Here is a 15301-nt window from a genome sequence, read left to right on the forward strand (position 1 = left end):
CCGAAGAACTCGCTCGGCCGTGCACAGCTGCTGAAGCTCAAGGTCTACGCAGGCCCCGAGCACCCGCACGCTGCGCAGCAGCCCAAGCCGTACACCCTCAGCCAGGTCGCTCAGTAGCGTCGGCCCCCGACTTCTCGATATCTAAGAAAAAAAAGGATTCACACCATCGTGGCGAAGATCGCAGACCAGATTGACGCAGCCCCCGAGAGCTACTCCACCGAGACTCCCGCTGAAGCTGCAACCAAGGCGCCCCGCGCCGTACTGAACGTTCCCGGCGCAGCCGTCGGTCGTCGCAAGCAGGCCATCGCCCGCGTGCGCATCGTCCCCGGCTCCGGCACCATCACGGTCAACGGGCGCGAGCTCACCGACTACTTCCCGAACAAGCTGCACCAGCAGCTGATCAACGACCCGTTCAAGGTCCTCGACCTTCTCGGCAGCTACGACGTCATCGCCCGCATCACCGGTGGTGGCCCGTCCGGCCAGGCCGGCGCACTGCGCCTCGGCATCGCCCGCTCGCTGAACCAGGTCGACGAAGAGAACAACCGCGCCATCCTGAAGAAGGCCGGCTTCCTCAACCGTGACGCTCGCGTCAAGGAGCGCAAGAAGGCCGGACTCAAGAAGGCCCGTAAGGCGCCGCAGTTCTCGAAGCGCTAACCCGTTAGTCGAGTTCACACTCATATGGCTCGACTATTCGGCACGGACGGCGTCCGGGGCCTGGCTAACCGTGATCTCACGGCTGGCCTGGCCCTGGGCCTCGCCCAGGCGAGCGCGGTGGTGCTCACCTCCGGCCGCCGGGCCGCTGAGCGCGCCGCACAGGGCCGCCGCCCCGTTGCCGTGGTTGCCCGCGACCCCCGCATTTCCGGTGAATTCATCACCTCCGCCGTTGCAGCAGGCCTGGCCAGCTCCGGCGTAGACGTGCTGGACGCCGGCGTCATCCCGACGCCCGCCGCCGCGTTCCTCATCGCCGACATCGGCGCAGACTTCGGCGTGATGATCTCCGCCTCGCACAACCCCGCCCCCGACAACGGCATCAAGTTCTTCGCCTTCGGCGGCACCAAGCTTCCCGATGAGGTCGAGGACCGCATCGAAGCCGTCCTCGCCGGCGAGAAGCTCCTCACCCCGATCGGCGGCGACGTCGGCCGCATCCGCCGGTTCGCCGACGCCGAAGACCGATACGTCGTGCACCTGCTCGGCACCCTGCCGCACCGCCTCGACGGCATCCACGTCGTCCTCGACTGCGCCCACGGCGCGGCCGCCGGCGTGTCCCCGCAGGTGTTCACGGATGCCGGCGCCCGGGTCACCGTGATCGGCGCCGACCCCAACGGCCTCAACATCAACGACGGCGTGGGCTCGACCCACCTCGACAACCTCGCCCGTGCGGTGCTCGAGCACGGCGCGGACGTGGGCATCGCGCACGACGGCGACGCCGACCGCTGCCTGGCTGTGGACCGCGACGGCAACATCGTCGACGGCGACCAGATCATGGCGATCCTGGCCGTGTCGATGGCCGACCGCGGCGTGCTGAAGAACCGCACCCTGGTCGCCACGGTGATGAGCAACCTCGGCCTGAAGAAGGCGATGGCCGCCAACGGCATCTCGATGATCGAATCCAAGGTGGGCGACCGTTACGTGCTCGAGGAACTCGACGCGCACGGGCTCTCCCTCGGCGGCGAACAGAGCGGACACGTCATCATGACGAAGTTCGCCACCACCGGCGACGGCATCCTCACCGGTCTGCACCTCGTGGCCGAGATGGCCCGCACCGGCAAGACCCTCGCCGAACTGGCCAGCGTCATGACCGTGTTCCCGCAGATCCTCGTGAACGTGCGCGGCGTCGACCATCACGCCCTCGCCGGCGACGAGGTCATCGCCCAGGCCGTCCGGGACGCCGAGACCGAACTCGGTGACACCGGTCGGGTGCTGCTGCGCCCCTCCGGTACCGAACCGATGGTGCGGGTGATGGTGGAAGCCGCCGACCAGCCCACCGCCGACCGCCTGGCGCATTCCCTGGCCGAGGTCGTGCAGTCCCGCCTGGCCCTACCGGTCACCTAGCCCGCGGCCGGGCTCGCCGCGTCGGCAACTGTTGCCCGTGCGGACAATTGCGCCCGGCGCACCGGATGCAATTGTCCGCTTCGGCAACAGTTGTGCCGGCGCGCAGGGGCGGCCTACGGTGTGGGCATGCCGCCGTTGACGTTGAGCGTCTCGCCGATGACGTAGCTGGACTCACCCGAGGCCAGGAAGACGTAGGCGGGGGCCAGTTCCGCCGGCTGGCCGGGGCGGCCAAGCGGCGTCTGCTCGCCGAACTCCGGCAGCTCCTCGGTGGGCTGGCCACCGGCGGTCTGCAACGGCGTCCAGATCGGGCCGGGTGCTACCGCGTTCACCCGGATGCCCTTCGGCGCGAGCTGCTGGCCCAGGGCCTTGGTGAACGCGTTGATGGTGGCCTTCGTCGAGGCGTAGTCGACCAGGTTCTCCGACGGTGAATAGGCCTGGATCGACGTGGTGTTGATGATGCTCGACCCCGGCGCGAGGTGCGGCAGGGCCGCCTTGGTGAGCCAGAACATCGCGTACACGTTGGTCTTGAAGGTCTCGTCGAACTGTTCGTCCGTCAGGTCGAGCAGGTCTTCGACGTGCTGCTGCTTGCCGGCGTTGTTGACCAGGATGTCCAGCCCGCCCAACCCGTCGACGGCGGTGGCGATGACCTGGCGGCAGACCGCGGAGTCCGTGAGGTCGCCGGGCAGGGCGACGGCGGTGCGCCCGGCCTCTTCGATGAGGGCGACGATTTTCTGCGCGTCTTCCTCTTCCTCCGGCAGGTAGGAGATGGCCACATCCGCGCCCTCACGGGCGAAGGCGATGGCGACGGCGGCGCCGATGCCGGAGTCCCCGCCGGTGACCAGGGCTTTCCGGCCGGTCAGCCGGCCGGAGCCGCGGTAGGTCTTCTCGCCGCGGTCGGCGGTCTCGGTCAGCTTCGCGTCCAGCCCCGAGCCTTCCTGGGACTGCGCGGTGGGGTCGATGTCGGCGTACTTCTTGGCCGGGTCTTCGAAGGAATACTGGTCAGAGGTCATGCTGGAGCCTTTCTTCGTTCGTCAACGTGCTGCCGCAGCTAGCCTGCGGGCGGGGCAAGAACCAGCCTAGGAGCCTCAGTCTGAATGCTCCCTGAGCAATTTCTTAGGAACGTCTTGCCGGTCAGCCCGGTGTTCCGGGCGCCGGCGTCGGCGCGGCCAGCAGGTACCGCACGTGGCGACGGAGGTCCGAGTCGGCGGCGATGCGCGGGTGGTCGAATTCGCCAGCGCGCCGCATGCCCAGGCGCTCCATCACCCGCTGAGACCGGATGTTGACCACCGCGGTGATCGAGTTCACCTCGGGCAGTCTCAGCTCGGTGAACGCATAGGTGAGGGCGGCCCCGGCGGCCTCGGTCGCGAAGCCGTGGCCCCAGGCTGCCGGCGCCAGCCGCCAGCCCACCTCCACCCCGCCGGAGCCGGGGATGCCCTCGGGCATCGGCGCGAGTCCGGTGAAGCCGATGAACTCACCGGTGTCCAGCCGCTCAAGCGCCCACAGCCCGTACCCGTGCACGTCGAACAGTGCATCCGCCCTGGCGGCGAGGTCGTCGCTCTCGGCGCGGCTGAGGGGAGCGGGAAAATAGCGCATCACGTCCGCATCCGCGGTGAGCCGAGCGAACGGCACCCGGTCGGTGTCGCGCCACCGCCGCAGCACCAGCCGGTCGCTCTGCAACTCGAAGTCCATCGCTCCACCGTAGCCGCGCCCACCGCATTCGCCTGCCGCCGGCACAACTGTTGCCCGTGCGGACAAGTGCACCCGGTGTGCCGGGACCACTTGTCCGCACGGGGCACAATTGCGGGCGCCGGCCGGTCAGACCTTGCGGAGCAGGACCTTGTCGACGGTGTGATCGGAGTCCTTGCGCAGCACCAGGGTGGCACGCGAGCGGGTGGGCCGGATGTTCTGGAGCAGGTTGGGCTCGTTGATGGTGCCCCAAATGGTGCGGGCCCGCGCCCGGGCCTCGTCCTCGCTCAGGGAAGCGAACCGGTGGAAGAACGACTTCGGGTTCGTGAACGCGCCCCGCTGCAGCCGCAGGAACCGTTCCTCGTACCAGCGGGAGATGTCGGCGGTGCGGGCATCCACGTAGATGGTGAAGTCGAACAGGTCGCTCACCGCGAGGCCGTGGCTGGCCACGGGCGGCTGCAGCACGTTCAGGCCCTCCACGATGAGGATGTCCGGCTGGCGCACGATCACCTCGGCATCCGGCACGATGTCGTAGTTCAGGTGGGAGTAGAACGGGGCGCGCACCTCGGTGGCGCCGCTCTTGATAGCGCTGACGAAACGCAGCAGAGCGCGGCGGTCGTAGGACTCCGGGAAACCCTTGCGCTCCATCAACCCGCGGCGGGCGAGTTCCGCGTTGGGAAAGAGGAAACCGTCGGTGGTGACCAGCTCCACCCGCGGGGTGTCTTCCCAACGGGCCAGCAGTTCCCGCAGCAGGCGGGCGATGGTGGACTTGCCCACCGCCACGGACCCGGCCACCCCGATCACGAACGGGGTGCGCTGGGCACGCTCGCCGAGGAAGTCGCTGGTGTCGCGGTGCAGACGGCGGGCGCCGGCGGCGTACAGGTTGAGCAGCCGGCTCAGCGGCAGGTAGACATCCGACACCTCGTTGATGTCGAGCGGCTCGCCGAGGCCGCGCAACTGCACGACTTCGGTCTCCTTCAACGGCAACCGCGTGGAAGGTGCGAGGGAGGCCCACACAGCACGGTCGAGCTCCACGAAGGGGGTGCTGTGACCGTTATTACTGGGGCTCACCACCGGCTCGGACATCTTGCCAAGCATAGTGCGACTAAAATCAGGGCCATGTGCGGAATCGTGGGATATGTCGGAGACAACAAAAGCGTCGAAGTCCTCATGGGAGGTCTTCGTCGACTTGAATACCGGGGCTATGACTCGGCCGGAATCGCGGTGATCGATGCCGACGGCAAGCTCAACACGGCCAAGCGCGCCGGCAAGCTCGCGGTGCTCGCCGCCGAGCTCGAGACGAACCCGATCCCCAACGGGGTCACCGGCATCGGCCACACCCGCTGGGCCACCCACGGCGGCCCCACCGACGGCAACGCGCACCCGCACCTCGGTGACGACGGCAAGCTCGCCCTCATCCACAACGGCATCATCGAGAACTTCTCGCCGCTCAAGGAAGAGCTCCTCGCCGAGGGGTACACCTTCCTCTCCGAAACCGACACCGAGGTCGCGGCCGTGCTGCTCGGCCGCGAGTACCAGCGGGTGGGCGACCTGGGCGAAGCGTTCCGCTCCGTGGTCTCGCGACTCGACGGCGCCTTCACGCTGCTCGCCGTGCACCAGGACCAGCCCGGCATCGTTGTCGGCGCCCGTCGCAACTCACCGCTGGTGATCGGCCTCGGCGACGGAGAGAACTTCCTCGGCTCCGACGTCGCCGCGTTCGTGGAGTACACCCGCCGTGCCGTCGCGATCGGCCAGGACCAGATCGTCACCATCACTCCCGACCTCGTCACCGTCACCGACTTCTCCGGCGCCCCTGTGGAGGTCGAAGAGTTCGACATCGCCTGGGATGCCTCCGCCAGCGAAAAGGGCGGCTGGTCCAGTTTCATGGCCAAGGAGATCTCCGAGCAGCCCGACGCCGTCACCAACACCCTGCGCGGGCGCATCCGTGACGGCCAGGCCGTGGTGCCCGAACTCGAGGCGTTCGGCGACGCCGAGCTCGCGAACATCCAGCGCATCGTGATCGTGGCCTGCGGCACCGCCGCGTATGCCGGCCAGACCGCCAAGTACGCCATCGAGAAGTGGGCCAAGGTGCCGGTGGATGTGGAACTCAGCCACGAGTTCCGCTACCGCGACCCTGTGCTCACCGATCACACCCTGGTGATCTCGATCAGCCAGTCCGGCGAAACCATGGACACGCTGATGGCCGTGAAGTACGCCCGCGAGGCCGGCGCCAAGGCCATCTCGATCTGCAACACCCAGGGCGCCACCATCCCGCGCGAATCCGACGCCGTAATCTACACCCACGCCGGCCCGGAGGTCGCCGTCGCGTCCACCAAGGGCTTCACCGCCCAGATCGCCGCGCTGTACCTCTTCGCGTTGCATCTGGCCCGGGTGCGCAACACCCTCACGACGGAGGAGCTGGCCGAGCAGGTCGCCGAGCTGCAGGCCATCCCCGACAAGATCGCCACTACTCTGCTGCAGGGCGAGGCCGTGCAGCAGCTCGCCACCTGGATGACCGACACCCGTGCGGTGCTGTTCCTCGGCCGCCATGTTGGCTTCCCGATCGCGCTCGAGGGTGCGCTCAAGCTCAAGGAACTCGCGTACATCCACGCGGAGGGATTCGCCGCCGGCGAGCTCAAGCACGGCCCGATCGCGCTGATCGAGCCGGGCCAGCCCGTGTTCGTGGTCGTGCCGAGCCCGCGCGGCTCCGCGCACCTGCACCCCAAGGTGGTCTCCAACATCCAGGAGATTCGCGCCCGCGGCGCCCGCATCATCGCGATCGCCGAGCAGGGCGACGCCGCGGTGCTACCGTTCGCCGACTCGGTGTTCCGCATCCCGCTCGCCGCGCCCCTCTTCGAGCCGCTGCTCGCCGTGGTGCCGCTGCAGCTGTTCGCCATCGGCCTGGCCACCGCCAAGGGCCTGGACGTCGACCAGCCGCGCAACCTGGCGAAGTCCGTCACGGTCGAATAGGCCGCCGGCGCAGGCCAGTCGAACAGGACCGTACGGATGCCCGGGCCCCGCCGCCTCATCGCCTCGCGATGCGGCACGGGACCTGGGCATTCCGCTGCGGGTAGAACGAAGGATTGAGCACAGGATGATCAAGGGGATCGGCGTCGACATCGTCGACCTGGCACGCTTCGACCGGCAAGTAGCCCGCACGCCGGGCCTGGTGGCCCGGCTCTTCGCGCCCGCTGAGCGCACCCTGCCGCCGCACTCGCTGGCCGCCCGGTTCGCGGCCAAGGAGGCCCTGATCAAGGCGCTCGGCGATAGCGTGGGAGCCAGTTGGCAGGAGATGGAAGTGGTGTCGGACTCGCACGGTAACCCGTCCTTCGCGCTGACGGGCGTCGTTCAGGCGGCCGTCGCTGCCCGCGGCGTCACGAGCGTGCACCTCAGCCTCACCCACGACGCCGGGGTGGCCTGCGCATTCGTCGTGATGGAGGGAGACTCATGACCGATTTCCGTGAGGCCGTCATCGACCTCGGCGCGGTGCAGGCCAACGTGGAGCACCTGCGCCGGCTGATCGGCACCCGGCACACCATGGCCGTGGTCAAAGCCAACGGCTACGGCCACGGTGCCGTGCCGGTGGCCCGTGCCGCCCTCGCCGGCGGCGCCGACTGGCTCGGCGTCGCGGACATCGACGAGGCCCTCGCCCTGCGGGCCGCCGGCATCGACGCGCCCCTGCTCGCCTGGCTGCACGGCCCGGACCCCGATTTCGCCGCCGCCATCGCCGCTGATGTCGACCTGGGCCTGTCGTCCGCGTTGCAGGTGCGCCAGGCCGCTGATGCCGCCACCCGGCTCGGCCGGACCGCGAACGTGCAGGTGAAACTCGAGACCGGCCTGAACCGCAACGGTGTCGACGAGGCCGACTGGCCCGAGGTCCTGGCGCTCGCCGCCGCCTTCGAACGGGTGGGCCGGCTGCGGGTGCGCGGCCTGTTCAGCCACCTGGCGAACACCTCACCGGTTGACGACCAGGCCGCCGTCGAATCCTTCGAGCGCGGCCTGGCCGCCGCCGCCGCTGCCGGGCTCACGGTGGAGCTCGCGCACCTGGCCTCCACCGCGGCCGCCCTGCGCCTGCCGGCCGCCCGGTACTCGATGGTGCGGCTGGGCATCGGCATCTACGGGCAGTCCCCGTTCGCCGACGCGGACTCCGCCGCGCTCGGCCTCACCGCCGCGATGACCCTGCGCGGCCGGGTCGCCGCTGTGCGTACCGTGCCCGCCGGCGCCGGCGTCTCCTACGACTACCTGTGGCGCGCGGCCGCTGACACCACACTGGCGCTCGTGCCGCTCGGTTATGCCGACGGCGTGCCCCGGCAGGCCGACAACGCCCGGGTCGCCATCAACGGGGTGCCCTACCCCGTCGTGGGCCGCATCGCGATGGACCAGTTCCTGGTGGACGTGGGCACCGCCCCGGTCGCGGTGGGCGACGAGGTGGTGCTGTTCGGCGACGCGGCCACGGGAGCCCCGACCGCCGCCGAGTGGGGCGCAGCAGCCGGAACCATCAACTACGACATCGTCACCCGGGTGGGTGCCCGGGTGCCCCGGCGGTACCTGCCCGCCGCCGCGCCCGCCGGCCCCGGCGGCAACGGCGGAACCGCCGCACCGTGACGCCGATGCACCGGACCGTCCCGGACCCCGGCGCCATGCACGAGCTCGGCCGGGAACTGGCCGGCCTGCTCCGCGCCGGCGACCTGATGGTGCTCACCGGCCCGCTCGGCGCCGGCAAGACCACCTTCACCCGCGGGCTCGGCGAGGCCCTGCAGGTGCGTGGCCCGGTCACCAGCCCCACCTTCGTGCTCGCCCGAACGCATCCGAGCACCGTCGGCGGGCCGCCGCTGGTGCACGTGGATGCCTACCGGCTCGCCAGCGCCATGGAACTGGACGACCTCGACATCGACTTCGCCCGCTCGATCGTGGTCGTCGAATGGGGCCGCGGCCTGCTCGAGGGCATCACCGAATCCTGGCTCGACGTGGAGATCGAGCGGCCCCTCGGGGCGTCAGAGGCCGAACCCGGCGCCGCCGCCGGCCTGGCCGACACCGACGGGGATGACGCCGCTGCGTACGACCTGCCCGAACCGCGCATCGTCACGGTGACCGGGTACGGGCCACGCTGGCAGGCCGCTCTGGGCGATGCCGACCCTGGCCTGCCCGCGTGAGCGCCGCCGTCCGCCCCGCCCGGTACTGGAGCGCCCTCGTCGTCACCGGACTCATCGGTGGGGTGCTCTCCGGCCTCTTCGGTGTCGGCGGCGGCATCGTGATGGTGCCACTGCTGCTCACCCTGGTGCGCATGGACCAGCGCCAGGCCGCCACCACCTCCCTCGCCGCGATCGTGCCCACCTCCATCGTGGGCTCGCTCAGCTACCTGGCCGCCGGGCACATCGACCTCGTCGCCGGGGCGATCATCGCCGCCGGCGCGGTGGCTGGAACGGTGATCGGCAGCAACCTGCTGCGGCGCATTCCGTTGGTCTGGCTGCGCTGGCTGTTCATCCTGCTGCTGCTTGTGGTGGCCGCACGGATGGTCATGGTCGAACCGGAGCGCGGCGGCGCCCTCGAGCTGACCTGGATCGTGGTGCTCGGCTACCTGGCCCTCGGCCTGGTGATGGGTATCGCGTCCGGCCTGTTCGGCATCGGCGGGGGAGTGATCGCGGTGCCCGCCCTCGTGGCGGTGATCGGCGTGAGCGACCTCACCGCCAAGGGCACCTCCCTGCTGGTGCTGGTGCCCACGAGCATCGTTGGCACCATCGCCAACCTGCGCGCCCGGCAGGTCGACCTGCGGGCCGGAATCGTGGTGGGCGTGGCCGCCACGGTCGCGGCGATGCCCGGGGTGGCCCTCGCCGTGCTGATCCCACCGCGGCTCTCGAGCGTCCTGTTCGCCTTGCTCCTCCTGGTGGCCGCCGCCCAGCTCAGCATCGCGACCCTCCGCGCCCTCCGCCCCTGACCCGCCAACTGTTGCCCATGCGGACAAATGGTCCCGGTGTGCCGGACGCAATTGTCCGCACCGGCAACAGTTGGGCGGCGACGCGGCCGGGGCCGCCTAGGCTGGATGGGTGCTCCTCGCCATCGATACCTCCGCCGGCACCAGTGTCGCCGTCGTCGACCTGATCCAGGGCGTGCTCGCCGAACGCGGTGTCGCCGACACCATGCGGCACGCCGAGGTGGTCGGCCGCCTGATCCGGGAGTGCCTCACCGAAGCCGCCGTGCCGGCCTCGGCGTTGTCCGGCGTGGTCGGCGGCATGGGCCCCGGCCCGTTCACGGGCCTCCGCGTGGGCATCGCCGCCGCCCGGGTCTTCGCTCTCGGCATCGCCCGCCCGCTCGTTCCGGTGGTCAGCCACGACGCCATCGCCTTCGGCCACTACCGCACCGGGCACACCGGAGCGCTGCTCGTGGTCACCGACGCCCGCCGCCGCGAGGTGTACTGGTCCGCGTACAGCGGGGCGGATGCCGCCAGCCTGCCGGTGCGCATCGGCGCCCCGGCCCTGGCCAAACCGGCCGACCTGCTGGACGACGGCTTCGTGCACGCCGGCCTGCCCCGCCTCGACGCCGCCACGGTCTCCGCCGGCGACCTCGGCATGGTCGCCGAACTCGGCTTCGCCGCCGGTCATCCGCCGGCCGCCGACGACGCCCTGTACCTGCGCTCACCCGACGTGACGGTGTCCACAACCGGCCCCAAGCGGGTGAGCTGATGACCACGTGGCAGCTGCGTCGCGCCACCGCCGCGGATGTCGACGCGATCATGGCCCTGGAGACCGCCATCTTCGAAAACGACGCCTGGTCGACCGAGATGATGGCCAGGGACGTCGCCGACCCCGGCTGCTACTACCTGGTGGCCTTCGCGCCTGACCAGCCGGAGCACATCGTCGCCTACGCCGGCCTGCAGGCGGCACCCCGGTCGCCGGAGAGCGACATCCAGACCATCGCCGTCGCCGAGGAAGCCCGCGGCGGCGGGCTGGGCCGCGTGCTCATGCTCAGCCTGATCACCGAGGCCCGCAAGCGCGGCGCCCGCGAGACTTTTCTGGAGGTGCGCGCCGACAACCCGCTCGCCCAGCACCTCTACCGCTCGCTCGGCTTCGAGGACCTCGGCGTGCGCCGCGGCTACTACCAACCAGACAACGTGGATGCGATCGTGATGCGCCTGCCCATTCCGCCCGCCGACATGGCGTTCACCGCCGCCGCCGCCCCGGTGCTCGTCGAACCGGCAGCTCCCACCCCGGCCGCCCCGGTCCAGGCCGAACCGGCCGTCGCCGCACCGGCTCGCGAACTGAACCGCACCGACCCGCAGGTGCACGGCATCGAGACCTCCTGCGACGAGACCGGCATCGGCATCGTTCGCGGCACCACCCTGCTCTCCAACACCATCGCCTCCTCGATGGACGAACACGCCCGTTACGGCGGGGTCGTGCCCGAGGTCGCCGCCCGCGCGCACCTCGAGGAGATGGTGCCGGCGATCCACGCCGCCGTCGCCGAGGCCGGCATCCGGCTCGACGAGATCGACGCGATCGCCGTCACCAACGGTCCCGGCCTGGCCGGCGCGCTGATGGTCGGCGTCGGCGCCGCGAAGTCGCTGAGCGTGGCCCTGGATGTGCCCATCTACGCCGTCAACCACCTCGTCGGCCACGTCGGCGCCGACCTGCTCCGCGGCGAGGACGCGCTCGAGGATGCGCCGCTGGAATACCCCACCATCGCGCTGTTGGTCTCCGGCGGGCACACCTCGCTGCTGCTGGTGCGCGACCTCGTCTCCGACGTCGAACTGCTCGGCGAGACCATCGACGACGCCGCCGGCGAGGCATTCGACAAGGTGGCCCGGGTGCTCGGGCTGCCCTACCCCGGCGGCCCGCAGATCGACCGGGTCGCGGCCACCGGCAGCCCCACCGCCATCCGGTTCCCGCGCGGCCTGAGCCACCAGAAGGACGTCGCCAAGCACCGCTACGACTTCTCCTTCTCCGGGCTCAAGACCTCCGTGGCCCGCTGGGTCGAGCAGAAGCAGGACGCCGGCGAGACCGTGCCGATCGACGACGTCGCCGCGAGCTTCCGCGAGGCCGTCGTGGACGTGCTGCTCACGAAGGCCGTCGCGGCGTGCACCGACCTGGGCGTGCCCCGGCTGCTGCTGGGCGGCGGAGTGATCGCCAACCAGCGCCTGCGCCAGGTGGCCCGGGAACGCACTGATGCGGCCGGCATCGCGCTCCGCATCCCGCCGCTGTCGCTCTGCACCGACAACGGTGCGATGATCGCCGCGCTCGGCGCCCAGCTGATCATGGCCGGGCACGAGCCCTCCACCCTCGACTTCGGTGCCGACTCCACCCTGCCGGTGTCCCTCATTCAGAGCTGAAAGCCGGTCTCACCCAGCGTTTTTTCCGGGGACGCGATACTCTGGGCGCGGGGGATGAGGCTGTGGCAACACGTTGACACCCCCGCGACGTGGGTGACACTATGGCACCGCCGGACCCAACGTCGAGCACTGACCCTGACGCTGCACGAATTCAAAGGAGTCTCCGACATGACCGACCCGAACCAGCCCCCGGTTACCCCGCCGTCCGCCAACCAGCCGCCGCCGCCCGCCTATGCCCCGCCGGCCGCACCCGCGTACAGCAGCTCACCGGATGCGCCCGCCTACGGCGACGCTCCCGGTGCCCCGGCTCCGTACACGTCCCAGGGCTACGCGTCGCCGGCCGGCGAAGACAAGTACAACGTGCTGGCCATCATCTCCCTGGTCAGCGCCTTCTTCGTCTCCCTGGCCGCGATCATCTGCGGTCACATCGCCCTCAGCCAGATCAAGAAGACCGGCGAGCGGGGCCGTGGCCTGGCGATCGCCGGACTCGTGCTCGGTTACGCCGGCATCGTCATCGGCATCATCGTCTTCATCATCTTCATCCTCGCGTGGGTCGCGGCCATCAACTCCGGTTCGCTGCAGACCTACTAGTCGGCTGGGGAGCCCGCCCGGTGACCGGGCGGGCCTCGAACGGCCGGTGAACGCAGGCGTTGACAGAAAGGGAATGGAACATCATGACTGATCCGAACACCCCAGATCCCGCCGTTCCGCACGTACCGGAGGTGCCCCAGGTGCCGGACGTGCCCCAGGTCCCCGACGTGCCGAAGGTGCCGGATTTCCCGCAGTCGAACGCGGCCGGCCAGCCACCGCCCGGCGGCAGCGGGCCATCGGCCGGTCCGCCGCCCGGTGGCCCGGTCCCCCCGCCCGGCCCGGCCTATCAGCAGCCCGGCTCCGGCCCGGCCGCCGGCTACGGCCCGCCGCCACCGCGGTACGGCAGCCCGGCACCGGGCGGGGCGGTGCCCTATGCCGGTACCAAGCAGTCGGTGCTCAGCATCCTCTCGATGGTCGCCGGCGTCATCGGCCTGCTCGGCACGCCGGTGGGATTCTTTCCGATTGTCGGAGGCATCCTCGCCCTGATCCTGCCGGTCGCCGCGGTGGTGCTGGGCTTCATCGCCCGCGGCCGAGAGCCCAACGGCCGCGGATTCTGGCTCACCGGCATCATCACCGGATTCGTGGCCATTGCGCTGGCCCTGTTGAGTATCCTGCTGTGGGCGCTGTTGTTCGCGAACGCGCCGATGAACGGCTACAACTACAACTTCGATTACTGATCAGCCCCGAAAGAGTGCCCATGTCCCGTCCGAACGCCACGCTGGGCGGCCGGCACCGCCGCGTGCCCGCTGAAGGCGGCAGCGCATGAGCACCGGGCAGCCGGACACCCACGCCGGGCAGCGACCGCCGGAGCCCGACGACGAGCGGCCGGCCCAGACCCGCGCAGAGGCGAGGGCCCGCGCCGCCGCGGCAGAACGGGCCGCCGGCACACACGGTGCTGCCACCGCGCCGCGGCTGCCCGCCGCGCTCACCCGGCCGCCCGCGGCCGGCGAGCTGGCCTACGAGTCCACCGTCACCGCCCCGACGGAGTGGGTGCCGTACGTGTACACCACGGCCGAGATCCAGACCTACCCGGCCCGGCGCGGCCTCAGCATCGCCGCCGCGGTCTGCGGTGTGCTCGGGGTGCTGGCCGGCATCTTCGTGATCTGGGGCGTGCCGCTCAGTGTCGCCGCGGTGGTGTTCGCCCTGGTGGCCCGGTTCGTCGAGACCCGGGCCGGCAGCCTGTGGATCATCGGCCTGGTCAGCGGCATCATCGGCATACTGATGGCCGCCCTGTGGTTCGTCGTCATCACGCAGATGCTGCCCGCCTACTACCGCTGAGACGCGACCGGCCGCATCAGACCCGTTCCACCAGCAGGGCCACCTTGTGCCCGGCCGCCCGGGTGAGCACCAGGGTGCCCGACGCCGGGCCCTTGAGCTTCAATCGGGTGCGCAGGGTCGCCGGGTCCACGTCCACGCCGCGTTTCTTGATCTCGAGGGTGCCGATGCGGCGTTCGGCCAGGGCAAGGCGCAGTTTCTTTTCGTCGGTGGGCAGTACCTCCAGCACCCGGAACGCCGTCGCGAACGGAGTGTCGGTGTGGGTGGCGGCGGTGAGGTAGGCCAGGCCCTCGCTGAGCATCTGCGCGTCCATCGACCGGGCCAGGTCGCCGATCAGGCGGGCCCGGATGATCGCGCCGTCCGGTTCGTAGAGGTACGCGCCGAGCTCGCCCACGCCGACGTCCTCGCTGTCGCCGGGAGCGGTCAGCTCGGCGACCACGCCCTCCCTGCCCAGCAGCAACGCCGACCGACGGATGCCGGGACGCGCCAGCGCGCCGAACCACAGCCCCATCTCCACGAGTTTGCCGTCCACCGACACCCACTGCGCCTCGGCGGCGGCCGGGATCTGGTCGCGGTCGTGGCCGGGGCCGAGCTTGACGCCCACCGGCATCCGTTCCGCCAGGGCGAAGATGTCGTCGAGGTTGGGCGAGTAGTCCTCCGACCGGGTCAGCCGGCTGGTGTGGCCGTGACCGGCGGTGCGGCGGGCGGGGTCGAACCACAGGGCGTTGAACTCGGCCGGGTCGACGCTGGCGGCGTCGGCGCAGCGCACCGAGGAGGTCGGGAACGGGGCCAGGTTGAAGCTCGCCACGGTGGCGGTGACCTCGTCAATGTCGATTGCGGTCACCACGAGGTCCATGGCGGCCATCGCCATGGCGTCCCCGCCGATTCCGCAGCCCACGTCGGCGACCCGGGTGAGCCCGGCGTCGACGAACCGGCCCGCGTGCAGCGCGGCCACCCGCAGCCGGGTGGCCTGCTCGAGGCCCGCCTCGGTGAACAGCATGCGGCTGGCGAAATCACCGAACTTGCCCGCTGCCTTCGCCCGCAGCCGGGACTGGTACAGCACGGCGTTGACCAGGGCGGGGGAGTGCCCGGCGCGGCGCAGGTCGCTCACCGTGCGAACCACATCGGCGCCGGCCTCGTAGGCGGGCAGGGAGTCCAGCAGGCGCAGGCCTTCGGGTGAGAGCAGCTCAACGAGCTCGGCGCGATCCATCCCGCAAACCTATCAACCGAAACCCGGCCGCGCCCGAGCACTCTGGCACTCACGTTGCGTGAGTGCCAGTTGCGCCCTAAACTCGACTTAGCACTCTCGCTGTGAGTCTGCTAACTACGTCTTAGCTAAGAAAGAGGTCAACCGTGTCGGTCTCCATCAAGCCG

The 15301-nt window shown here is 70.5% G+C and carries 16 protein-coding genes and 1 pseudogene; 13 read left to right on the forward strand and 4 right to left on the reverse strand.

Translation table 11 applies throughout. The features are described from left to right. From JWP54_RS02005 to glmM, 3 genes and pseudogenes are all read left to right on the forward strand, one after another. Positions 1–117: pseudogene (locus tag JWP54_RS02005) on the forward strand (50S ribosomal protein L13); the annotation flags it as partial. A gap of 51 nt (positions 118–168) precedes the next feature. Continuing rightward, on the forward strand, positions 169–654 hold the full coding sequence (gene rpsI / locus JWP54_RS02010) for a 30S ribosomal protein S9 (protein WP_110128289.1): 486 nt from the start codon (positions 169–171) through the stop codon (positions 652–654). Positions 655–678: 24 nt separating this feature from the next. After that, positions 679–2052: a phosphoglucosamine mutase gene (gene glmM, locus JWP54_RS02015; RefSeq protein WP_297366555.1), complete on the forward strand. Its 1374-nt coding sequence runs from the start codon at positions 679–681 to the stop codon at positions 2050–2052. 113 nt (positions 2053–2165) lie between these two features. Here glmM and JWP54_RS02020 read toward each other — a convergent pair whose 3' ends face one another. The 3 genes from JWP54_RS02020 to coaA form a co-directional block, all read right to left on the reverse strand. Then, on the reverse strand, positions 2166–3062 hold the full coding sequence (locus tag JWP54_RS02020) for a glucose 1-dehydrogenase (protein ID WP_297366557.1): 897 nt from the start codon (positions 3060–3062) through the stop codon (positions 2166–2168). 121 nt (positions 3063–3183) lie between these two features. Continuing rightward, positions 3184–3741 carry a GNAT family N-acetyltransferase gene (locus JWP54_RS02025; protein WP_297366559.1) on the reverse strand — a complete coding sequence of 186 codons (558 nt, stop codon included), beginning with the start codon at positions 3739–3741 and terminating at the stop codon, positions 3184–3186. A 126-nt stretch (positions 3742–3867) separates the two neighbouring features. Next, positions 3868–4824: a type I pantothenate kinase gene (gene coaA, locus JWP54_RS02030; RefSeq protein WP_297366561.1), complete on the reverse strand. Its 957-nt coding sequence runs from the start codon at positions 4822–4824 to the stop codon at positions 3868–3870. 33 nt (positions 4825–4857) lie between these two features. On the opposite strand from coaA, the gene glmS reads away from it, so the two are divergent. The 10 genes from glmS to JWP54_RS02080 all read left to right on the forward strand — a co-directional run bounded on the left by glmS (position 4858) and on the right by JWP54_RS02080 (position 13930). After that, positions 4858–6708 carry a glutamine--fructose-6-phosphate transaminase (isomerizing) gene (gene glmS / locus JWP54_RS02035; RefSeq protein ID WP_297366563.1) on the forward strand — a complete coding sequence of 617 codons (1851 nt, stop codon included), beginning with the start codon at positions 4858–4860 and terminating at the stop codon, positions 6706–6708. 124 nt (positions 6709–6832) lie between these two features. After that, positions 6833–7189: a holo-ACP synthase gene (locus JWP54_RS02040; protein ID WP_297366565.1), complete on the forward strand. Its 357-nt coding sequence runs from the start codon at positions 6833–6835 to the stop codon at positions 7187–7189. Then, positions 7186–8343 carry an alanine racemase gene (alr, locus tag JWP54_RS02045; RefSeq protein ID WP_297366567.1) on the forward strand — a complete coding sequence of 386 codons (1158 nt, stop codon included), beginning with the start codon at positions 7186–7188 and terminating at the stop codon, positions 8341–8343. Before JWP54_RS02040 ends, alr begins: the two co-directional genes overlap by 4 nt. Before the next feature lie 5 nt (positions 8344–8348). Further along, positions 8349–8891, forward strand: coding sequence for a tRNA (adenosine(37)-N6)-threonylcarbamoyltransferase complex ATPase subunit type 1 TsaE (gene tsaE, locus JWP54_RS02050; protein WP_297366569.1), 543 nt, complete (start codon positions 8349–8351; stop codon positions 8889–8891). Beyond that, positions 8888–9673: a sulfite exporter TauE/SafE family protein gene (locus JWP54_RS02055; protein WP_297366571.1), complete on the forward strand. Its 786-nt coding sequence runs from the start codon at positions 8888–8890 to the stop codon at positions 9671–9673. The genes tsaE and JWP54_RS02055 overlap by 4 nt, the downstream gene beginning before the upstream one ends. A gap of 109 nt (positions 9674–9782) precedes the next feature. Next, the gene (tsaB, locus tag JWP54_RS02060) at positions 9783–10418 is read left to right on the forward strand and encodes a tRNA (adenosine(37)-N6)-threonylcarbamoyltransferase complex dimerization subunit type 1 TsaB (protein ID WP_297366572.1); all 636 of its coding nucleotides are present in this window, start codon (positions 9783–9785) and stop codon (positions 10416–10418) included. Beyond that, the gene (gene tsaD / locus JWP54_RS02065; RefSeq protein WP_297366574.1) at positions 10418–12061 is read left to right on the forward strand and encodes a tRNA (adenosine(37)-N6)-threonylcarbamoyltransferase complex transferase subunit TsaD; all 1644 of its coding nucleotides are present in this window, start codon (positions 10418–10420) and stop codon (positions 12059–12061) included. Before tsaB ends, tsaD begins: the two co-directional genes overlap by 1 nt. 168 nt (positions 12062–12229) lie before the next feature. Then, positions 12230–12652: a DUF4190 domain-containing protein gene (locus JWP54_RS02070; RefSeq protein ID WP_297366577.1), complete on the forward strand. Its 423-nt coding sequence runs from the start codon at positions 12230–12232 to the stop codon at positions 12650–12652. Between the two features lie 83 nt (positions 12653–12735). Then, the gene (locus JWP54_RS02075; RefSeq protein ID WP_297366578.1) at positions 12736–13329 is read left to right on the forward strand and encodes a hypothetical protein; all 594 of its coding nucleotides are present in this window, start codon (positions 12736–12738) and stop codon (positions 13327–13329) included. An 85-nt stretch (positions 13330–13414) separates the two neighbouring features. Then, positions 13415–13930, forward strand: coding sequence for a hypothetical protein (locus JWP54_RS02080; protein ID WP_297366580.1), 516 nt, complete (start codon positions 13415–13417; stop codon positions 13928–13930). A 16-nt stretch (positions 13931–13946) separates the two neighbouring features. On the opposite strand, the gene JWP54_RS02085 is transcribed toward JWP54_RS02080, so the two are convergent. After that, a complete protein-coding gene (locus tag JWP54_RS02085) occupies positions 13947–15137 on the reverse strand; it encodes an SAM-dependent methyltransferase (RefSeq protein ID WP_297366582.1) in 1191 nt (396 codons plus the stop codon). Positions 15138–15301: the final 164 nt, after the last annotated feature.

This window comes from Cryobacterium sp. (genome assembly GCF_025463825.1).
GTDB lineage: Bacteria > Actinomycetota > Actinomycetes > Actinomycetales > Microbacteriaceae > Cryobacterium.